This is a genomic window from Geothrix edaphica, assembly GCF_030268045.1.
In the GTDB taxonomy this organism is placed as follows: domain Bacteria; phylum Acidobacteriota; class Holophagae; order Holophagales; family Holophagaceae; genus Geothrix; species Geothrix edaphica.
On sequence record NZ_BSDC01000001.1, the window covers coordinates 435,574 to 455,744 of the forward strand.

Below are 20,171 nucleotides of genomic sequence, written 5' to 3' on the forward strand. Positions count from 1 at the left end.
GCGTCAGAGGAGGCTCTTCCCGTCCATGGCCTCGGGCTGGGGCAGGCCGAGCAGCTTCAGGAGGGTGGGCGCCACGTCGCTGAGGGCGCCGCCGCCGCGGAGCTGATGGGCCTCGAAGCCCCGGGCCACGAGGACCGCGGGTACGGGATTCAGGGTGTGCGAGGTGTGGGGGTTGCCCCCCTCGTCCCGCATGCACTCGCAGTTGCCGTGGTCCGCGGTGATGAAGAGGGCGCCGCCCATGGCCAGGGTGGCGTCGGCGATGCGGCCCACGGCGGCATCGATGGCCTCGCAGGCGGTGATGGCGGCGCCCAGGTCGCCGGTGTGGCCGATCATGTCGGGGTTGGCCAGGTTGCAGACCAGCAGGCGGTAGCGATCCGAGCGGATGGCGTCCTCCAGGCCCGCGCTCACGTCGGGCAGGCTCATCTCCGGCTGCAGGTCGTAGGTGGCCACCTTGGGGGAGGGCACCAGGCGGCGCTCCTCGCCCTCGAAGGGCGCCTCCCGCCCGCCGTTGAAGAAGTAGGTGACGTGGGCGTACTTCTCCGTCTCGGCCGTGCGGAACTGCCGCCAGCCCTGCGCGCTGATGAGCTCGCCCAGGATGTGGTCGAGGCTCTGGGGTGGATAGGCCACGGACACGAAGGGATCCAACTCCGCGTCGTAGGCCGTGAACGTGAGGAGTTTTACAGCGGGACGCTTTTTCTGGGTGAATCCGGCGAAAGCCGGATTCACCAGGGCGTGGCACATCTGGCGGGCCCGGTCCGCCCGGAAGTTGAACCACAGCACGCCGTCGCCATCCGCGATGGGGTGGAAGGCGTCGAGCCTGGTCGGGGCCACGAACTCGTCCGTCTCGCCCCGGGCATAGGCGGCGGCGATGGCCGCCAGGGCGTCCGCGGCCTGCTGCGGGGCGTCACCGTCCACGTAGAGCTTCCAGGCCTGCTCGGTGCGCTCCCAGCGCTTGTCCCGGTCCATGGCTGTGTAGCGCCCGCAGACCGAGCCGATGGTCACCAGAGGGGTGTTCCGCAGCTGGAAGGTGTGCCACTGGAGGTAGCCGTCGGCGCTCTTCTGGCCCGTGTCGCGGCCGTCCGTGATGGCGTGGATGGTGGTGGGCACGCCCTCGGCCTGGGCCCACTGGGCCAGGGCCGCGAGGTGGCTCTGGTGGCTGTGGACGCCGCCGTCGCTCACCAGCCCCATCAGGTGCAGGCGCTTGCCCGAGGCCTTGAGTTCCGCCAGCAGGGCACCCATGGCGGCGTTCTCGCGGAAGGTGCCGCGCCGGATGGCGGCGTCGATGCGGGTGAGCTCCTGCCAGACCACGCGTCCCGCCCCGAGGTTCATGTGGCCTACTTCGGAATTGCCGAACTGGCCCTCCGGCAGGCCCACGGCTTCACCGCTGGTGAGCAGCTGGGTGGCGGCGTAGGTCTTCCGCAGCGCATTGAAGCGCGGCATGGCGGCCATGAAGGTGGCATCGAAGGCGTTCCGGGGGCCGTCGCCGAAGCCATCGAGGATGAGGAGCGTGATGGGGCCAGGGATCGTGGCGGGAGTCATCTCTTCTTCTCGCCGTGCTGCTGGGTCTTCAGGCCCTTGGGGAGGTCCTCTTCGGTGACGAATCCGATGTGGCGTTCCTTCGGGGCGCCTTCGACCTCCTCGCCCTGGATGAGCTTCAGGACCATGTCCAGCTTCTGCTCCAGGGCCGCCACCCGGAGGGACAGCTCGGCCTGGGCCGTGATCACGTGCCGGGCTTCGGCGAAGGCCGGAAGGAGCGTGAGCAGGGCCGGCTCGTGGCCGGGCACCAGGCCGGTCAGCAGGGCGGCTCCGGCCTCGGTGAAGGCCAGCACGGGTGCGTCGGGAATTCGCTGGCGCTCTTCGGCCGTCAGGTGGAAGACCAGCGTCTCCGGGAAGCGATCGGGATGGGCCTGGATGATGGCCGCCAGGTCCCGGGGCTCCAGCCCCAGCTGGTCCGCCAGGGCCTTGTCCGGCAGGGCCGCAGCATCCCTGATCCAGAGCAGGCGGGACAGGATTTCGACGGGAGCGGCCATCAGGGCACCTGCTCGCCATGCGGATGGGACAGCAGGTAGAGGACGGCCATGCGGACCGGCACGCCGTTGGTCACCTGGTCGAGGATCAGGTTGTTCGGGCCGTCGGCCACGTCGCTGGTGATCTCCAGGCCGCGGTTGATGGGGCCGGGGTGCAGCACCACCACGTCCCTCTTCGCCTGCTTCATGCGGGCGGGGTTGAGCTGGAAGAACCGGCTGTACTCGCCCTGGCCGGGGATGTAGGCGCCGGTGCCGCGCTCGAACTGGGCGCGGAGCATCATGATGGCGTCCTGGCTGGGGATCACGGCGTCGAAGTCGTGGCTGATCTCGATGCCGGGCCAGGTGGCCTTCATCTCCTGGGGCACCAGGGTGGGCGGCCCCACCAGGGTGACCTTGGCGCCCATGCGGGTGAGCAGCCAGAGGTTGGAGCGCACCACCCGGCTGTTGCGGATGTCGCCCACGATGGCCACCCGCAAGCCCTCCAGGCTGCCGAAGTGCTTGCGCAGCGTGTAGGCGTCCAGCAGGGCCTGGGTGGGGTGCTCGTGGGCGCCGTCGCCGGCGTTCACGATGCTCGCCTTCATGTGCCGCGCCAGGAGGGCGTGGGCCCCGGGGGCGCTGTGGCGCATGACGATGAGATCCGGGTGCATGGCCTCCAGGTTCATGGCCGTGTCGATGAGGGTCTCGCCCTTGTTCAGGCTGCTGGTGTCGGCGTCGAAGTTGATGATCTCCGCCGACAGCCGCTTCTCCGCAATCTCGAAGCTGTTCCGGGTGCGGGTGCTGTTCTCGAAGAACAGGTTCACCACCAGCTTCTTGCGCAGGGCCGGCACGATCTTGATGCTGGGACGCTCGCAGACCTCCTCGAAGGCCCGGGCCTGGTCCAGGATGGCCGTGATGTCCCGGGGGCTCAGGGGCTGGATGCCCAGCAGGTGCTTGTGGGGGAAGACGTAGCGCTCGGTGGTCATCAGCAGGTCTCCACGGTGACGCCATCTTCGCCGTCGATTTCCTTCAGGCGCACCGCCACCCGGTGGCCCGGGGGCACCTCCACCCGCAGCCCGGCGAGGTCGGCCTGGATGGGCAGCTCCCGGCCGCTGCGATCGGCCATGACCAGGAGCATCACCCGGCGGGGGCGGCCGTGGTCCAGCAGGGCGTCCAGCGCGGCCCGGACCGTGCGGCCCGTGTAGAGCACATCGTCCACCAGCACCACGGTCCGCTCCTTCAGGGTGAAGGGGATCTCCGTGGGCCTGACGATGGGACTGCCCACCATCTCGGTGAGGTCGTCCCGGTAGAGGGTGATGTCCAGGGAGCCCACGGGCACTGCCGCCCCGGTGGCGGCGCGGAGGAACGTGGCCAGGCGCTCGGCCAGGGGCAGGCCCCGGGAGCGGATGCCGAGGAGGACGACCTCCTCCTCGGGCCGGAGGCGGGCCACCAGATCAGCAGCCAGGCGCCGGAGAGCCGCTTCCATCTGGCCGGGGTCCATGGGACAGGGACCTAGGGCTTCGGGCATGGAACCTCCGGGGTGCGCCCCCGCGGGGCGCGCGCGCGGTCTCAAGTCTAGCCGAGGCCGGACCCGGGTCGGGGGCCCCAGGGCGCCAGATTTCAAGCCGTTCCCAATCCGCCGCCGTGAGGCGACAATTCGTAAGCATTCCCGTCCTACCCCTCGCCGGGGTGGCACCGCCACTCCGGCGACCCAGCCCCCCTTCCTGGAGACCCCGTGAAAATCCTCGTGGTGGACGATTCCCCGACGATGCGGCGCATCATCATCGGCAATCTCCTCCGCATGGGCCACCCGGACGCGGTGGAGGGCGAGAACGGCCGGGTCGGATTGGAAAAGCTCGCCCAGGGCGGGGTGGACCTGATCATCACCGACTGGGACATGCCGGAGATGAACGGGCTGGAGTTCGTCCGGGCGGTGCGGAGCCAGGACACCGCCCTCCCCATCCTCATGGTGACCACCCACGCGGCCACGGAGGACATCCTCCAGGCCCTCCAGGCCGGCGTGAACAACTACGTGGTGAAGCCGTTCACCCTGGAGGGGCTCCAGGCGAAGATCAACTCGCTCTTCGAGTAGGGGGCGGGTCCAGGGGCCAGGCTCAGCCCTCCGGAGCGACGGGCCCTGGAGCCGACCCGCCGCTCCGGGCACAATAGAGGTTTGGCCCTGGAGTCCCCGTGAGCAGCCAGCCCTTCACCGAAGTCCGATTCCTCGCCGGCCAGGTCGGCGAGACCGTCCGGCTGCGGGGCTGGGTCCGCAATGCCCGCACCAGCAAGACCCGCTTCATCGAGCTGCGGGACGGCTCGGGCTTCGTGCAGTGCGTGGTCGGCGCTGCCGAGGCCGATCCCGAGAGCTACGAGCTGGCCGGGAAGCTCACCCAGGAAGCCGCCATCACCGTGACGGGCGTGGTGCAGCAGCACCCCAAGACCGGCCAGCCCGAGCTCCTGGTGAAGTCGCTGGAGCTGGTGGGGGGCAGCACGGACTTCCCCATCACGCCCAAGGAGCACGGCACCGAGTTCCTCATGGAGAACCGCCACCTCTGGCTGCGCAGCAAGCGCCAGTGGGCAATCCTCCGCATCCGCCACACCCTGGTGAAGGGCATCCGCGACTTCTTCGACGGCGACGGCTTCACGCTGCTGGACGCGCCCATCCTCACGCCCAGCGCCTGCGAGGGCACCAGCACCCTGTTCGGCACCGAGTACTTCCACGAGGGCATGGCGTTCCTCAGTCAGTCGGGCCAGCTCTACCAGGAACCGGGCATCGCCGCCTTCGGCAAGACCTACTGCTTCGGGCCCACCTTCCGCGCCGAGAAGAGCAAGACCCGCCGCCACCTCACGGAGTTCTGGATGGTGGAGCCGGAAGTGGCCTTCGCCCACCTGGACGACGTGATGGTCCTGGGCGAGCGCATGACCAAGTTCCTCATCCAGCGCGTGCTGGAAAGTCGCCAGGAGGAACTGAAGATCCTCGAGCGCGACACCGCGCCCCTGGAGACCGCCCTCAATACCACCTTCGACCGCATGACCTACACCGAGGCCGTGGAGAAGCTGAAGACGCTCGGCAGCGACATCAACTGGGGCGAGGACTTCGGCAATGACGACGAGACCATGCTCATGAACGCCACGGACAAGCCGCTGTGGGTGCACCGCTTCCCTAAGGCGTTCAAGGCCTTCTACATGGAGCCCGATCCTCAGGATCCCCGCCTGGCCCTGGGCGCCGACCTGCTGGCCCCCGAGGGCTACGGCGAGGTCATCGGGGGCGGCGAGCGCGCCTCCAGCCTCCAGTACCTCCTGGACCAGATCGAGCATGAAGGCCTCAGCCGCGCCGACTACGAGTGGTACCTCGACGTCCGCAAGTACGGCAGCGTCCCCCACGCCGGCTTCGGCATGGGCCTCGAGCGCGCCGTGGCGTGGATCTGCAAGCTGCCGCATGTCCGCGAAACCATCCCGTACCCCCGCATGATGGGGACGCTCAGACCGTAGCACTCGGCCACGACACCGCTCCCGCTGCGCGATCGCGGGCGGCAGCCTCCGCAGGGCTGCGCCCTGCTCCGACTCGGGCCGGCGGGGCCCCGCGCCGCGGGCTGCCGATGCAGCCCGCTCTGCGACCCGCATCGTCCCTCGCCGCATGTCCGCGAAACCATCCCGTACCCCCGCATGATGGGGACGCTCAGACCGTAGGGTTCGGGCAGAAAAACAAAAACTCTCGCGGAGGGTCGCGGAGAAAGTGGAGTTTCGCAGAGGAAAGCTTCTCTATGGCCTTGCTCTGCATTCTCTGTTGCCTCAGCGTCCCTCTGGGAGAGTCGTGTCTTTTCGACCAGTCTGGCGGGCCCTACAGCTGCATCACCACGCCCGGCAGTTTCTGGATGGCTTCCCGCAGCGGCGTCTCCTTGGTGGCATCTGGCAGGGTGACCCAGAAGGTGTAGCTGATGAAGGAGCCCTTGCAGTTGGCCGAGTGCTGCTCGTCGCCTTCGGCCTGGGGGCCCAGGTGGGCGAGGATCAGCTCCATGACCATGTCCGGGCGCAGCTCCTCCTGGCGCCCGATGATCTTCATGGGGATGCGGGTGGGGTAGGTGATCTCGGGGCGGGGGCAGGCTTCCATGGCTTCCATCTTACCGTTTGCTAGGCTGGAGGGTCGGAGGGCCCCGTGCCGGAGCGTCTGAAGGACCTGGAAACCTTGTCCCGCGGGCTGGATCCCGGCGCGGAGGACCGGGCCGCGCTGTGGGAGGCCACCCGGGCCTACAGCGAGGGTTTCCTCGGAGCCCTGCCGGAGGCCCCGGCCTTCGTGCTGAAGGACCGGCCCGGATCGGGCCTGGCGGACTTTCCCATCTCCGAGGCGGGGCGGCCCTTCCCCCAGGTGCTGGGCACCCTGGCCGAGCATGTGGATGGCGTGGGGGCCAACGGAGCCTCGGGGCGGCACCTGGCCTTCATTCCGCCCTCGTCGCTCTTCGCGGGAGCTCTGGGCGACCTGCTGGCGGCGATCACCAACCGCTACGCCGCCTATTTCTTCGCCGGCCCCGGCGCCGTGCGGATGGAGAACCAGGTCCTCGGCTGGCTGGCCCGGGAGCTGGGCCTGCCCGAGGGCAGCTCGGGCAACCTGGCGGCCGGCGGCAGCATGGCCCACCTGGTGGGCATCTGTACGGCCCGGGAGGCCGCGGGCCTCAAGGCGGCGGATTATCCGAGAGCCTGCGTGTACCTGTCGGACCAGGCCCACCACTGCCTCGTGAAGGCCCTCCGGGTGGCCGGCATGTGCGAGGCGCCCGTGCGGGAGATCCCCACGGATGTCGATTTCCGGATGCGGCCCGAGGCGCTGGAGGCGGCCATCCTGGCGGACCTCCGCGCGGGCCTGCGCCCCTGGCTGCTGGTGCCCACGGCCGGCACCACCAATACCGGGGCCGTGGATCCCTTGGAGGCCTGTGCCGACCTGGCCGGGCGCCATGGCCTGTGGCTGCACACGGACGGCGCCTACGGGGCCTCCTTCGCCCTGACGGGCCTGGGGAAGGCCGCGCTCCGGGGGCTGGAAGGCAGCGACAGCCTGGTGCTGGATCCCCACAAGGGGCTCTTCGCGCCCCTGGGCCTGGGAGTCCTGCTGACGCGCCACCTGGAGCCCCTGCGGAAGGCCCACGCCTTCCAGGCCGACTACCTGCCTTCGCCGCCGGAGGACCTCGAGGAGCTGAGCCCCTCGGAGACCACCCTGGAATTCAGCAAGCACGCCCGGGCCCTGCGCCTTTGGCTGCCCCTGCAGCTCCACGGCGTGGCGGCCTTCCGGGCGGCCCTGGAGGAGAAGCTGCTCCTGGCCCGGTACGCCCACCAACGGCTCCAGGCGATGCCCGGCGTGGACCCGGGCCCGGTGCCCCAGCTCAGCGTCCTGGCCTTCCGCTTCCTGCCCAGGGCTGGCGACGCGGACGCCTTCAACCAGGCCCTGCTGCAGCGCCTGACGGCCCAAGGCCGGGTCTTCCTCAGCGGCACCAAGCTGAACGGGGCCTTCCACCTGCGCCTGGCCATCCTCGCCGCCCGCACCCACAAGGACCAGGTGGACGAAGCACTGGAGCGCCTCCAATCGGAAGCGGCCAAGCTGGCCTGATCACAGCCTATTCCACCGCGCAACGCGCGAGCGTTGCGCGCGGGCTACGCGACCTCGATCTCCCGCAGGTCCTTCCCCGGCTTGAAGCGGATGCTCTTGCCCTTGGGGATCTGGACGCTGGCGCCGGTCTTGATGTTGCGGCCCATGCCGCGCTTGCGGGGGCGGGGCTCGAAGACGCCGAAGCCGCGGATCTCGATGCGGTGGCCGTTCAGGAGGGCGTCCTTGAGGCGCTCCGTGAGGAGGTCCACCACCTGGAGGGCGGTGGCGCGGGAGCAGGGGTGGACTTTCATCAGCGAATTGGCGATGTCGATCTTGATCATCGGCGACCTCGGGCCTTGGGAGTGGGAGAGCCAGGATAAGGGCAAGAGCGGCTAGCGTGCCAGGGTGATTTTCACGTCCGTGGACGGGGGCATGGCCATGGGCATGCCCGGAGCGGGGGGGTGGACCTGGGGGGGTGTCTGGCCTCCCCCGCCTTCCCGGCCGCTGCCCTGGGCGATGGACATGCTGCGTTCCATGTTGGCCTTGGCCATGTCGGAGGAGCCCATCACGCCTTCGAGGCGCAGCTTGAACTCGCCCACGTTGGTGGCGCGGAGCAGGGCCTCCTCTTCGGTGATGAGTCCCTGCTTGAGCAGGAAGTAGAGGCTCTGGTCGAAGGTCTGCATGCCGTACTGGGCAGTGCCCTGGGCGATGACGTCCTTCAGCATCTTGGTCTTGTCCTTGTCCTCGATGCAGGTGCGGACGGTCTCTGTGGCCACCATGACCTCCACGGCCGGGACGCGGCCCTGGCCGTCGGCCCGGGGCACCAGGCGCTGGGAGATGATGCCCTTGAGCACGGCCGCCATCTGGAGGCGGATCTGCTTCTGGTGGTGGGGCGGGAACACGGAGATCACGCGGTTGATGGTCTCGGTGGCGTCCAGGGTGTGCAGGGTGCTGAAGACCAGGTGGCCGGTCTCGGCGGCGTGCAGCGCCGTCTCGATGGTCTCCAGGTCGCGCATCTCGCCCACGAGGATCACGTCGGGATCCTGGCGGAGGGCGGCGCGCAGCGCCGTGGCGAAGGTCTTGCAGTCCGCCTCCACCTCGCGCTGGTTCACGATGCTGAGGTTGTCCCGGTGCAGGTACTCGATGGGGTCCTCGATGGTGAGGATGTGCTCGGACCGGGTGGCGTTGATGAGGTCGATCATCGCGGCGAGGGTCGTGGACTTGCCCGAGCCTGTGGTGCCCGTCACCAGCACGAGGCCGCGCTGCTCCTGGCAGATATTCTTCAGCACCTTGGGGAGCATCAGGTCGTCGATGGTGTAGATCTTCCGCGGGATCACGCGGAGCACCAGGCCCACCGTGCCGCGCTGGTTGAAGATGTTGCAGCGGAAGCGGCCCAGGCTGGGCACCGAATAGGCGATGTCGAGGTCCAGGTTCTCCTTGAACTTCACCTTCTGCTTGTCGCTGGCCATGATGGCGTAGGCCATGGCGATGGTGTCCTCCTGCACCAGGCGCTTGAACTGCGTCATGGGCGTGAGTTTCCCCTTGATGCGGGCGATGGGGTGGTTGCCGACCTTGAGGTGGAGGTCGCTGGCGCCCTGCTCGCAGACCACGGTGAGCAGTTCGTTGATATGCATGGGGTTCCCCCGGTGAGAGTGGGCTTATCTTAGACCTCTGGCGCGACAATGGAAGGGGTTGCAATCAATGCTCGGAAATCGGCCCAGCATCTGGTAAAATCGAAGGTTCTGCCTGGCTTGTGCCCGGGCTGCCCGGGAGCAAGATGACCCCCCTCGAGAAGATCCGCAACATCGCCATCATCGCCCACGTCGACCATGGCAAGACCACCCTCGTGGACGCCCTGTTCAAGGGCGCGCACATGTTCCGGGACAACCAGCGGGTCCAGGAACGGGCCATGGACAGCAACGACCAGGAGCGCGAGCGCGGCATCACCATCCTGGCCAAGACGACCTCCCTGCACTGGGGCGGCTACCGCTTCAACATCGTGGACACCCCCGGCCACGCCGACTTCGGCGGCGAGGTGGAGCGCGTCCTGAGCATGGTGGATTCCGTGCTGCTGGTGGTGGACGCCTTCGACGGCCCCATGCCCCAGACCAAGTTCGTCACCCGCAAGGCCCTGGCCCTGGGCCTGCGGCCCATCGTGGTCATCAACAAGGTGGACCGCCCCGGCGCCCGCCCCGTGTGGTCCCAGGACCAGGTCTTCGACCTGCTCATCGAGCTGGGCGCCACCGAGGAGCAGCTGGACTTCCCCTGCGTCTTCGCCAGCGCCAAGCTGGGCTACGCCATGCTGGACATGAACGAGGCCAGCGACAGCCTGGATCCCCTCTTCGACACCATCGTGAAGCACTGCCCCCATCCCACCGGGAGACCCGACGCGCCCCTCCAGATGCTCGTGACCCTCATGGACTGGAGTGATTTCGTCGGCCAGATCGGCATCGGCCGCATCGTCAACGGCCGCATCAAGGTGGGCGAGACGGTCGGCCTGGTGAAGCGCGACGGCAGCATCCAGCAGCACAAGGTCACCCAGCTCTACGGCTTCGAGGGCCTGTCCCGCATCCAGCAGACGGAAGCCAGCGCCGGCGAGATCGTGGCCATCGCGGGCATCGCGGACATCCGGGTGGGCGAGACCATCGCCGACGCGTCCACTCCCGTGGCCCTCGAGTACGTGGACATCGACGAGCCCACCATCTCCATGATGTTCATGGTGAATGCCGGGCCTTTCGCCGGCCAGGACGGCAAGCTCATCCAGAGCCGCCGCATCCGCGAGCGCCTCCAGAAGGAGCTCCAGCACAACGTGGCCCTGCGCGTGGAGGACACGGACAGCCCCGATTCCTTCAAGGTGAGCGGCCGCGGCGAGCTGCACCTCTCGGTGCTCATCGAGACCATGCGCCGCGAGGGCTTCGAGCTCTGCGTGAGCCGTCCGGAGGTGATCCTGCACATCGATCCCGTCACAGGCGAGAAGCTGGAACCCTACGAGGACGTGACCATCGACATCCCCGAGGCCTACATGGGCGTGACCATGGAGCACATGGGCAACCGCAAGGCCGAGATGCAGGACATGGGCAACGAGGGCGGCCGCCTGCGCCTGCACTTCAAGATCCCCAGCCGCGGCCTGATCGGGTTCCGCAACGAGTTCATGACCGACACCCGGGGCGAAGGCCTCATCCACAGCCTCTTCAGCCACTACGGCCCCCACAAGGGCGACCTGGTGGGCCGCAAGAACGGCGTGCTCATCAGCATGGACCAGTGCGAGGCCGTGGGCTTCGCCCTCATGAACCTGGAGGAGCGCGGCGTCATCTTCATCCAGCCCGGGACCAAGTGCTACGAGGGCATGATCGTGGGTGAGCACGCCCGCGAGAACGACCTGGTGGTGAATGTGGCCAAGGCCAAGAAGCTGTCGAACATGCGCTCCAGCGGCAGCGACGAGGCCACCCGCATCACCCCGCCCCGGGAGCACACCCTGGAGCAGGCCCTGGAGTACATCGAGAGCGACGAGCTGGTGGAAGTCACGCCCAACTTCATCCGCATGCGCAAGCGCGTGCTGGACACCAACGAACGGAAGAAGTCGGAAAAGCGGTCCGACGCCTGATGGCCTGAGCCAGCCCGTGCCCAAGACCTTCCACGCCCCGCCCCGCGCCAGCTTCCTGCAGAAGCTTGGTCCCGGCGGGGCGTCTTCGCTGGGCCTGGCCCTGGCCTCCGCGCTGGGGCTGCTGCTGGTGCCGGTGGGGTTCAGACTGCCGCAGGTGCTGAGGGGTGCCGAGGGCGACCCGCTCGAACCGGCGGACGCCATCCTGGTGCTGGGGCGGCGGCTGGAGGGAGACTGTCTCACCCCCGTGTTCGAGGCCCGGCTGGCCCATGCTGAAAAGCTGTGGCGGCAGGGCCTCGCGCCCCGGATTTTCGTGTCCGGCGGCACCACCGGAAGCGCCACCCGCAGCGAGGCCGAGGCCGGGCGGGACTGGCTGCTGGCCCGGGGGGTCCCCCTGGAGAACATCCTGCTGGAGGACCGCAGCCAGCACACCCTGGAGAACCTCTTCAACGTGCGAACCCACCTGCGCGCCGAAGGCTGGCGCACGCTGCTGCTGGTCTCCGACCCCCTGCACCTGGCCCGCGCCCGCGCCACGGCCCTGGGCCTGGGCCTGGAGGTGCGCTGCAGCGCCGCCCCCGGTTGCCTCCCGGCCTCAGGCAGCCTGGCCTGGTGGCGGCGGGCCGCCGTCGAGGCCTTCTTCCTGCACTGGTACCACACCGGCCTGCTCTACAGCCGGTTGATCCGCAGCGAGCGGCAGCTGGAGCGGGTGACATGAATCCAGGCCGCAAGCCTGAACATCATGTAGCTACATACGTCAGGTCTTAAAAAACAGATCATATTCCTGTCCGAATCGGCGTAGCCTCAGGGGCCTCACTCAAGGAGGAGCCTATGGATACGCGAATCCTGCTTTGCCTCTCCCTCGGCGCCACCCTGGTGGCCGGCGAGCCGCCGGTCCCGAGCTGGCCCAAGGTCCTGCGCATCGGCGTGGAGGACGTGAAACCCGGCCGGGAGGCGGCCCACCAGAAGAACGAGTTCGCCTGGTCCAAGGTCTTTGTCCAGGCGAAGAGCCCCTACCACTACCTGGGCCTGGTGCCGGTGGTCGGCGCGAACCAGGCCACATGGGTGTGGTTCTACGACTCCCTGGCCGGGATGGAGGCGCAGCAGGCCTACATGGAGAAGAACCCCGCCCTCAAGGCACAGGTCGAGGCCTTGGCTCTGAAGGATGCCGATTACATCACGAACTACAGCAGCGTGGCCTATGTGCTGCGCGCGGACCTCAGCCGCGAGATCGGGAACATGGCGCCCCGCTTCTACTGGACCTCCACGATCCAGGTGAAGCCGGGCCATGACGCCGAGTTCACGGCCGGCGCGAAGAAATACGCCGAACTCTATGAGAAGGCCGGCCTGAAGCCCCGGTGGGGCGTGTACCAGGCCGTGGCCGGTACCGCCAATCCCACCTTCCTCTGGGTGGTGCCGCTGCACAGCCTGGCGGATGCGGATGCCACCATGGCCGACGACGAGAAGATGGCCAAATCCGCTGGCCCCGAGGAGCTCAAGGGCATTTCGAAGTTCATCGCCGACTGCTTTCTGCGGGAGGACGCCCAGCTGCTGGCGGTGGATCCAAAGATGAGCTACCCGCCCGCCGACGATATCGCCGCGGACCCCGAGTTCTGGAAGGTCTGGACGGCCAAGCCCGCCGCAAAGGCCCCGGCGCCTTCAAAGTAGGGACTCCGGGCCCCGGTCGGGACTACGGGGGAGACCGGGCCGGGGTCAACCACCCCGGCCCGTGGCTGAATTGAACTTGGATTCCTCGGTGCCGATAGGAGGGGATCACCTGGCACCCAAGGGAGGGTTCATGAACCGCTGGATCGCCACCATCGCTTGCGCAGCCCTGGTTCTGGGAGGTTCCGCCGAGTTGCCGGCCGCCCCGCCCGTCCAGGAGGCGCCCCAGCCGGCGCTCCCTGCCGTCGGCCAATCCCTTACGGACGCCACGCTGCTCCAGCTGCTCGATGGCCTGGGCTACGCCCCGAAGAAGCTCTCCAAGGGGTACCTCATCGCGATCCAGCGGGAGAGCTGGACCTACTACGTGCAGCTGGTGCTGAGCCCCGATCAGACCAAGCTCGGGATGAACGCCAACCTGGCGACCTCGGCCAACCCGGCCGCCCTCCCAGCTTCCGTGTGGCTGGCTCTGCTCCAGGACAACGAGGATGTGGATCCGTCCTGCTTCTACTTCAATCGGAAGCAGAACAAGCTCTATCTCCATCGCGTCCTGGACAATCACGCCATCACATCGGCATTTCTGCGCGAGCAGATCGACAAGTTCTGCCAGAACGTCAAGAGCTCCGCCGACGATTGGGGGGCGGTGAAGTAGGTTCCGACTCCGTTCCAGGAATGCCCCGTGCCGCCTTCCCGTGGGGGCTGCCAGACTGGATGGATATGGCTGGCCATCTGATCCTCGTCCCCACGCCCATCGGCAACCTCGGCGACCTCACCGACCGCGCGAAGGAGGCGCTGGGGTCGGCCGACCTGGTGGCCTGCGAGGACACGCGCCGCACGGGCGGCCTGCTCAAGCACCTGGGCATCGACAAACCCCTGCTGCGCTTCGACGACCACGCCGGAGCGGCGGCCTACGAACGCATCGGGCTGGAGCTGGCCTCGGGCCGCACCGTGGCCTACTGCAGCGACGCGGGGATGCCCGGCATCAACGATCCCGGCTTCGAGATCGCCCGGGCCGCCCGGGCCGCCGGGGCGAAGGTCACCGTGCTGCCGGGGGCCTCGGCCGTGCTGCTGGCGGTGGTGGCCTCGGGCCTGCCCAGCCATGCCTTCAGCTTCTGGGGCTACCTGCCCAACCGCGGCGAGCCGCGGCGCACCCTGCTGAAGAAGCTGGGCGCCGAGGAGGAGACCGTCGTCGTCTTCGAGACGCCCCACCGCATCCACGAGACTCTTTCCGATCTGGCGGAGCTCCTGCCGGATCGCGAGATCGCCCTGGGCCGGGAGCTGACCAAGCTGCACGAGACCTGGTACCGCGGCACGCCCGCCCAGGTGACGGTGCAGCTGGGCCGGGAGGACCGCGGTGAGATGGTGCTGGTACTGGCGGGGGCGGGGGCCAAGCGGCTGGTCACCGAATCCACCGCCGCGCTGGAAGGGGGCACGCTGCCGGACTGGGCCAAGGCCTACCTCGCCGCCGCCCGGGAAGGCGGCATGACCCTCCGCGAAGCCGTGAAGCCCCTGGCCAAGCACCTGGGCGTGTCCGCCTCCGAGCTCTACCGCATGGCCACCGAGGTCTGACGGCCCATGCCCCGCGACCCGCTGTCCCGCCTGCAATGGCTGGTCTTCGCGCTGGTCAGTGCGGTGTTCACCACGGTCTACATCCCCCAACCCGTGCTCCCCGTGCTGCGCCAGACTTTCGGCGTGGGCGAGGGCACGGCTTCGCTGACGGTATCGGCCGTGGTGCTGGGCATCGCCCTGGCGAACCTGCCCTTCGGCGCCCTGGCCGACCGCATGGCCATCCGGCCCATCCTGCTGACGGGCGGGTTGGTGGTGGCCGCGGCGGGCGTGGTCTCGGCCCTGGCACCGACGCTGCCGCTGCTGGTGGGGGCCCGGTTCGTCCAGGGGCTCTTCGTGCCGGCCCTCACCACCTGCCTGGCCGCCTACCTGGCGAAGGTGATGCCGGCCGAGCGGCTCAACGTGGTGATGGGCTCCTATGTCTCCGCCACGGTGGTGGGTGGGCTGTCGGGCCGCCTGCTGGGCGGCTTCGTCTTTCCTCCCGGCCATTGGCGCTGGGCCTTCCTGGTGGCCGCGGCTCTGCTGCTGGCGGCCACCCTGGCGGCCTACGTGGGGTTGCCGGTGGAGGATCACGAGAAGGCGCGTCAGGCCGAAGGCGTGCGCTTCCGCGATGTGCTGTTCCGGCACGATCTGTTCCGCATCTACTGCGTGAGCGCCGGCGGCTTCTTCGTGTTCTCGTCTGTCTTCAACTACATGCCCTTCTACCTGCACGGGGCGCCCTTCCACTGGTCCACCCGGGCCGTGACCCTGCTCTACCTGTCCTACATCGTGGGCGTGGTGGCGGGGCCCCTGGCGGGGCGCCTCAGCAACCGCATCGGCAACGGCGCGGCCATGGTGGTCGGCTCCCTGGTGTTCGGGGCGGGCCTCGCGGTCACCCTAATCCCGCAGGGCTGGGCCATGGCGCTGGCCCTGGCCCTGGTCTGCGCGGGCTTCTTCACCATCCACGCGTCGGCGGCCGGCGCCCTGAACCGCAAGCTCAGCACCGGCCGCGGCCGCGCCAATGCCTTCTACACCCTGTTCTACTATCTGGGCGGGACGGCGGGCATCACGCTCAGCGGCCATGCCTACCACCTCGCGGGCTGGCATGGGGTGGTGGCGCTGGCGGCGGGCGTGCTGCTGGTGCCCCTGAGCACCGGCTTGGTGGAGATGCGCCTGGCTCAGCGGGACGGATCGGCCACCAGATCCTCGGTGGCGCGGGCGAGGTAGCTTTCCAGCAGGGCGGGGACCAGGCTGGGCGTGAGCGGGCCGTGGACCTCGTCGCCGATCATCACCACGGGCGCCAGGCCGCAGGTGCCGACGCAGCGGGTGCTCTCGAGGCTGAAGATGCCGTCCTTGCTGGTCTCGCCGAAGCGGATGCCCAGCTCGTCCTGGAGCTTCTGGGCCACCTTCTCCGCGCCCTTCACATAGCAGGCCGTGCCGAGGCAGACGTTGATGAGGTACCTGCCGCGGGGCTGGAGCCGGAAGTAGTGGTAGAAGGTGGCGACCCCCGTGACCTTGGCCAGGGGGATCTGCATGAGCTGGGCCACGGCTTCGAGGTGGCCGGGGCCCAGGTGCCCGAAGTGGGCCTGCACCTGGTGGAGCGTGGCGATGAGCATGCTCTCGCTGCGCTCCTGGTGCCGGTGGGCATCGATGAAGGCGAGGATGTCCTCGGGCAGCATGGCGCGGTAGCCGCGCTCCAGTTCGGGCCAGTTGTCGGTGGAGCAGGGGCAGCAGCCGTTCATCGGATCCCCCGGGGCGTGCGGGCGGTGTAGTGGGTGTGGAGCAGCTCGTGGGCCCGGTGGCTGAGGGGCTCGCCGAGGAAGTCGGCGTAGAGCTTCTGCACATCGGGGTTGTCGTGGCTGCAGCGCAGGGTCTTGGCGGAATCGATGCTGTAGAGGGCCTTGGCGCGGGCCCGGGCCAGGTCGTGGTTCATGGTGTAGGTGCCGATGGGCGGGTAGGGCTGGCCGCCTCCGCAGATGCAGCCGCCGGGACAGGCCATGATCTCGATGAGGTGGTAGTCCTTCTCGCCGCGCTGCACGGCCTCCAGGAGGACCTTGGCATTCTGGAGGCCGTTGGCCACGGCCACATTCAGGGTCCTCCCGGCCAGGGTCACAGAGGCCTCCCGGATCTCGCCGGTGACGCCGCGGACTTCGGTCAGCTCCAGGTTGCCGAGGTTCTTCCCGGTCAGCTTGAAGGCCGCCGTGCGCAGGGCGGCCTCCATCACGCCGCCGGTGGCGCCGAAGATGTCGCCGGCGCCCGACGAGGTTCCCAGCGGGTGGTCGAAGTCGCTGTCCGGCAGGCGGGTGAAGTCGATGCCGTAGGACTTGATCATCTGGGCCAGCTCGCGGGTGGTGATGACCGCGTCCGTGGTGGGGCACCCGTCGAGCACATGCTCGGGGCGGGCGGCCTCGAACTTCTTGGCCACGCAGGGCATGACGGACACCACATAGATGTCCTTGGGATCCAGCCCCTTCTGCTGCGCGTAGTAGGTCTTGATGAGGGTGGACTGCATCTGCATCGGGCTCTTGCAGCTCGACATGTGGGGAATCAGCTCGGGATAGAACTTCTCCAGGAAGCTCACCCACCCGGGGCTGCAGGAGGTGAGCAGGGGCAGGGGGCCGCCGCCCTCCAGGCGCTTCAGCAGCTCGTGGGCCTCTTCCATGATGGTGAGGTCGGCGCTGAAGTTGACATCGAAGATGGCGTCGAAGCCCATGCGGCGCAGGGCCGTGACCATCTTCCCGGTGACCGGAGTGCCCATGGGCAGGCCGAAGGCCTCGCCGAGGGCGGCCCGGATGGCGGGCGCGGTGGTGACCACGACATGCTTTTCCGTCCGGGGGAACCCGAGCGCCTTCCAGACGCGCTCGGTGTGGTCCTGTTCGAGGAAGGCGGCGGTGGGGCACACGCTCACGCACTGGCCGCACTGGATGCAGGCGCTCTCGTCCATGGGCGCCAGGTTGGCGGGGCCCACCACGGTGGTGAAGCCCCGGCCGTGCTGGCTGAGGTTGAACACGCACTGCACCTCGCCGCAGACGCGGATGCAGCGGCCGCAGAGGATGCACTTCTCCGCATTGCGCACCACGGAGGCCCCCGCGTCGTCGATGGGGAACTGCTTCCGTCTGCCCTCAAAGTGCCGCTCGCGCACGCCCATGCGGTAGGCCAGGTTCTGCAGCTCGCAGATGCCGTCGCGGTCGCAGGTCTGGCAGTCCTTGGGGTGGTTGTCCAGCAGCAGCTCCACGATGTCACGGCGGGCCTCGCGGATGACGGGGCTGTTGGTCTGGACCTCCATGCCCTCCCAGGCCGTGGTGGCGCAGGAGGCCAGGCAGTGGTCGAAGCCCTCCACCTGCACCACGCAGACCCGGCAGCTGCCCTCGAGGCTGAGCTCAGGGTGGTAGCAGAGGCGGGGGATGTGGATGCCGAGCGTTTCCGCCGCGTCCATGACCGTGGTGCCGGCCGGGACGAGGATGGGCTCGCCGTCGATCTTGAGGCTGATCATCTGGGACATGGCGCGCTCCTACACCCGATCAATGGCGGCGAACTTGCAGACATCGAAGCAATTGCCGCACTTGATGCAGGCGGCCTGATCGATCCCATGGGCCTCCTTGCGGGCGCCGGAGATGCACTCCACGGGGCAGTTCCGGGCGCAGATGGTGCAGCCGATGCACTTCTCCGGATTGATCTCGTAGCGGATCAGGGCCACGCACTTCTTCGCGGGGCAGTGCTTGTCCTGGATGTGGGCCAGGAACTCCTCCCGGAAGTGCTTGAGGCTGGAGAGCACGGGGTTCGGCGCGGCGCGGCCCAGGCCGCAGAGGCTGGTGCGCTGGCAGAGGCGGGACAGGCGCTCGAGCTTGTCCAGGTCGGCCAGCTCTCCCTTGCCCAGGGTGATGCGCTCCAGGATCTCGAGGATGCGCGTGGTGCCCTCCCGGCAGGGCGTGCACTTCCCGCAGCTCTCCTCCTGGCTGAAGGCCATGTAGAACTTCGCGATGTCGACCATGCAGTCGTCCTCGCTCAGGACGATCATGCCGCCGGAGCCCATGATGGAGCCGGCCTTCTGCAGCGGCTCGAAGTCCACCTCCATGCCCTGCATGGCCGCGGGGATGAAGCCGCCCGCGGGGCCGCCGGTCTGGATGGCCTTGAGCTGCCTGCCGCCGGAGACGCCGCCGCCGATGTCGTTCACCACGCGGGAGAGCGTGGTGCCCAGGGGCACTTCCACCAGGCCCGTGTGCCGCACCTTGCCCGCCAGGGCGAAGACCTTGGTCCCGCCGCTCTTCGGGGTGCCGATGCGGGAATACCAGTCGCCGCCGTAGCGCAGGATGGCGGAGACATTGGCGAAGGTCTCCACATTGTTGATCACCGTGGGGTGGCCCCACAGGCCGCGATCCGTGGGGTAGGGCGGGCGCACCTTCGGCTGGCCGCGCTCGCCTTCGATGGAGCGGATGAGGGCCGTCTCCTCGCCGCAGACGAAGGCGCCTGCGCCGAGCCGGATCTCCAGGTCGAAGTCGAAGCCGGAGCCCATGATGTCCCTGCCGAGCAGCCCCTGGGCCCGGCAGGCGGCGATGGCCTGCTCGATGCGCTTGATGGCCAGCGGGTACTCGGCCCGGATGTAGAAGAACCCCTTCTGCGCGCCGATGGCGAAGCCGCCGATGATCATGCCCTCGACGATGTTGAAGGGGTCGCTCTCGAGCATGGAGCGGTCCATGAAGGCGCCCGGGTCGCCCTCGTCGCCGTTGCAGATGATGAAGCGGGTGGTGTCGGCCTGCTGGCGCGCCAGGGTCCACTTGGTGGCCGTCAGGAAGCCGCCGCCGCCGCGGCCTCGGAGCCGGGCCTTGGTCAGTTCGGAGATCACCCAGTCGGGCTCGCGGCGTTCCAGGGTGGTGGCCAGGGCCTTGAAGCCGTCGAAGCCGAGGTATTCGTCGAGGTTCTCGGGATCGACGACGCCCGCATTCCGCAGGGCGATTCGGCTCTGGCGGTTGAAGAACGCCACATCCCCATAGCGCTCCAGGAACTCCAGGGCGATGGGCTCCTCCTGCACCCGCAGGCGGGCGACCACCTGGCCTTGGAGGACGTGCTCCTGGAGGATGTCCTCCAGATCAGCTTCCGAGGTCACGCGATAGAGGATCTTCTCGGGGCGGGCCAGGAGGTAGGTGGCGGCGGAGCCCGCTAGCCCGCAGGCCCCGAAGCAGCTGGTGGTCGCCACGCCCACCCGGTGAGGCTCGACGCCGTGTTCCTCGAGCAGCTCCAGGAACCGGGCGCGGAGGTCCACGCCGCCCTTCTGGCAGCGGTCCCCTTCGCAGAACAGGAACTCGCGCTCGGGCAGCGCCTCACCGTCATGATCCAGCACGTGCTTCATCACCGGCACGCCGCCCTGGATGTGCTCGGTGAAGATGCGGTGGACCAGGTCGCGGTCCACCCGCTCGTACTTGACGGGCAGCTGGCCGGGCAGGCGCACGCCGAGGATGGGCTCGCGCGAGCAGCGGCCCGTGCAGCCGGTGCGGTGGATGACGATGTCCTTCCGCCCGGAGGCCCGGATGTGCCGGATGAACTCCTCGGCCACCGCCTGTGATCCCGCCGCGTGCTCGCAGGTGGCGGACCCGACCTGGATGAGGATCCGGTTCTCCAGGTCCCTGTCGGCCAGGGTCCGGACGGCACGGTCCGCCAGGGACCGGTAGAAGTCGCTCACGGGAAGAGGCATGAACTCTCCTGCCACCCGCTGGGGACGGGTGGATTCAAAGATGTGGAGGACGGCGGAGAGGAGGGACCCAGCACCGCGGACCGGCCATCAGCTGCACAGGGA

At 68.7% G+C, this 20,171-nt stretch carries 19 protein-coding genes; 9 read left to right on the plus strand and 10 right to left on the minus strand.

Annotated features, from left to right (window positions below; genetic code table 11):
• Positions 1 to 3: 3 nt before the first annotated feature.
• Genes gpmI through pyrR form a run of 4 tightly spaced genes read right to left on the minus strand, consistent with a single transcriptional unit; the run spans position 4 to position 3,531 of the window.
• Positions 4 to 1,539, minus strand: coding sequence for a 2,3-bisphosphoglycerate-independent phosphoglycerate mutase (gpmI, locus tag QSJ30_RS01995; RefSeq protein ID WP_285606111.1), 1,536 nt, complete (start codon positions 1,537 to 1,539; stop codon positions 4 to 6).
• On the minus strand, positions 1,536 to 2,030 hold the full coding sequence (locus QSJ30_RS02000) for an ORF6N domain-containing protein (protein ID WP_285606112.1): 495 nt from the start codon (positions 2,028 to 2,030) through the stop codon (positions 1,536 to 1,538). Before QSJ30_RS02000 ends, gpmI begins: the two co-directional genes overlap by 4 nt.
• Positions 2,030 to 2,989: an aspartate carbamoyltransferase catalytic subunit gene (locus tag QSJ30_RS02005; RefSeq protein WP_285606113.1), complete on the minus strand. Its 960-nt coding sequence runs from the start codon at positions 2,987 to 2,989 to the stop codon at positions 2,030 to 2,032. The genes QSJ30_RS02000 and QSJ30_RS02005 overlap by 1 nt, the downstream gene beginning before the upstream one ends.
• A complete protein-coding gene (pyrR, locus tag QSJ30_RS02010; protein WP_285606114.1) occupies positions 2,989 to 3,531 on the minus strand; it encodes a bifunctional pyr operon transcriptional regulator/uracil phosphoribosyltransferase PyrR in 543 nt (180 codons plus the stop codon). The genes QSJ30_RS02005 and pyrR overlap by 1 nt, the downstream gene beginning before the upstream one ends.
• A gap of 207 nt (positions 3,532 to 3,738) precedes the next feature.
• Here pyrR and QSJ30_RS02015 point away from each other — a divergent pair, with 207 nt between their 5' ends.
• Positions 3,739 to 4,095: a response regulator gene (locus QSJ30_RS02015; protein WP_285606115.1), complete on the plus strand. Its 357-nt coding sequence runs from the start codon at positions 3,739 to 3,741 to the stop codon at positions 4,093 to 4,095.
• A 98-nt stretch (positions 4,096 to 4,193) separates the two neighbouring features.
• Positions 4,194 to 5,495, plus strand: a complete 1,302-nt coding sequence (asnS, locus tag QSJ30_RS02020) for an asparagine--tRNA ligase (RefSeq protein ID WP_285606116.1) — start codon at positions 4,194 to 4,196, stop codon at positions 5,493 to 5,495.
• 349 nt (positions 5,496 to 5,844) lie between these two features.
• Here the strand turns inward: asnS and QSJ30_RS02025 are convergent, their stop codons facing one another.
• Positions 5,845 to 6,114, minus strand: a complete 270-nt coding sequence (locus QSJ30_RS02025) for a DUF493 family protein (protein WP_285606117.1) — start codon at positions 6,112 to 6,114, stop codon at positions 5,845 to 5,847.
• 45 nt (positions 6,115 to 6,159) lie between these two features.
• Here QSJ30_RS02025 and QSJ30_RS02030 point away from each other — a divergent pair, with 45 nt between their 5' ends.
• Entirely contained in the window at positions 6,160 to 7,596 is a 1,437-nt protein-coding gene (locus tag QSJ30_RS02030) for a pyridoxal phosphate-dependent decarboxylase family protein (RefSeq protein WP_285606118.1), read from the plus strand.
• A 44-nt stretch (positions 7,597 to 7,640) separates the two neighbouring features.
• Here the strand turns inward: QSJ30_RS02030 and QSJ30_RS02035 are convergent, their stop codons facing one another.
• Entirely contained in the window at positions 7,641 to 7,916 is a 276-nt protein-coding gene (locus QSJ30_RS02035; protein ID WP_257305117.1) for an HU family DNA-binding protein, read from the minus strand.
• Positions 7,917 to 7,967: 51 nt separating this feature from the next.
• Positions 7,968 to 9,209 carry a type IV pilus twitching motility protein PilT gene (locus QSJ30_RS02040; RefSeq protein WP_285606119.1) on the minus strand — a complete coding sequence of 414 codons (1,242 nt, stop codon included), beginning with the start codon at positions 9,207 to 9,209 and terminating at the stop codon, positions 7,968 to 7,970.
• 143 nt (positions 9,210 to 9,352) lie between these two features.
• On the opposite strand from QSJ30_RS02040, the gene typA reads away from it, so the two are divergent.
• The 6 genes from typA (at position 9,353) to QSJ30_RS02070 (ending at position 15,607) form a co-directional block, all read left to right on the plus strand.
• A complete protein-coding gene (typA, locus tag QSJ30_RS02045; RefSeq protein WP_285606120.1) occupies positions 9,353 to 11,179 on the plus strand; it encodes a translational GTPase TypA in 1,827 nt (608 codons plus the stop codon).
• Positions 11,180 to 11,195: 16 nt separating this feature from the next.
• Entirely contained in the window at positions 11,196 to 11,891 is a 696-nt protein-coding gene (locus QSJ30_RS02050; RefSeq protein WP_285606121.1) for a YdcF family protein, read from the plus strand.
• 113 nt (positions 11,892 to 12,004) lie between these two features.
• Positions 12,005 to 12,841 carry a hypothetical protein gene (locus QSJ30_RS02055; protein ID WP_285606122.1) on the plus strand — a complete coding sequence of 279 codons (837 nt, stop codon included), beginning with the start codon at positions 12,005 to 12,007 and terminating at the stop codon, positions 12,839 to 12,841.
• 130 nt (positions 12,842 to 12,971) lie between these two features.
• Positions 12,972 to 13,487: a hypothetical protein gene (locus QSJ30_RS02060; RefSeq protein WP_285606123.1), complete on the plus strand. Its 516-nt coding sequence runs from the start codon at positions 12,972 to 12,974 to the stop codon at positions 13,485 to 13,487.
• A gap of 65 nt (positions 13,488 to 13,552) precedes the next feature.
• A complete protein-coding gene (gene rsmI / locus QSJ30_RS02065) occupies positions 13,553 to 14,404 on the plus strand; it encodes a 16S rRNA (cytidine(1402)-2'-O)-methyltransferase (RefSeq protein WP_285606124.1) in 852 nt (283 codons plus the stop codon).
• Positions 14,405 to 14,410: 6 nt separating this feature from the next.
• Positions 14,411 to 15,607 (plus strand): MFS transporter, encoded by a 1,197-nt coding sequence (locus QSJ30_RS02070; RefSeq protein WP_285606125.1) that lies wholly within the window; start codon positions 14,411 to 14,413, stop codon positions 15,605 to 15,607.
• Here the strand turns inward: QSJ30_RS02070 and nuoE are convergent.
• Genes nuoE through QSJ30_RS02085 form a run of 3 tightly spaced genes read right to left on the minus strand, consistent with a single transcriptional unit; the run spans position 15,559 to position 20,069 of the window.
• Positions 15,559 to 16,122 (minus strand): NADH-quinone oxidoreductase subunit NuoE, encoded by a 564-nt coding sequence (nuoE, locus tag QSJ30_RS02075; protein WP_285606126.1) that lies wholly within the window; start codon positions 16,120 to 16,122, stop codon positions 15,559 to 15,561. The genes QSJ30_RS02070 and nuoE overlap by 49 nt on opposite strands.
• On the minus strand, positions 16,119 to 17,882 hold the full coding sequence (locus QSJ30_RS02080; RefSeq protein WP_285606127.1) for an NADH-dependent [FeFe] hydrogenase, group A6: 1,764 nt from the start codon (positions 17,880 to 17,882) through the stop codon (positions 16,119 to 16,121). Before QSJ30_RS02080 ends, nuoE begins: the two co-directional genes overlap by 4 nt.
• Positions 17,883 to 17,891: 9 nt before the next feature.
• Positions 17,892 to 20,069, minus strand: coding sequence for an NADH-ubiquinone oxidoreductase-F iron-sulfur binding region domain-containing protein (locus QSJ30_RS02085; protein ID WP_285606128.1), 2,178 nt, complete (start codon positions 20,067 to 20,069; stop codon positions 17,892 to 17,894).
• Positions 20,070 to 20,171 lie beyond the last annotated feature (102 nt).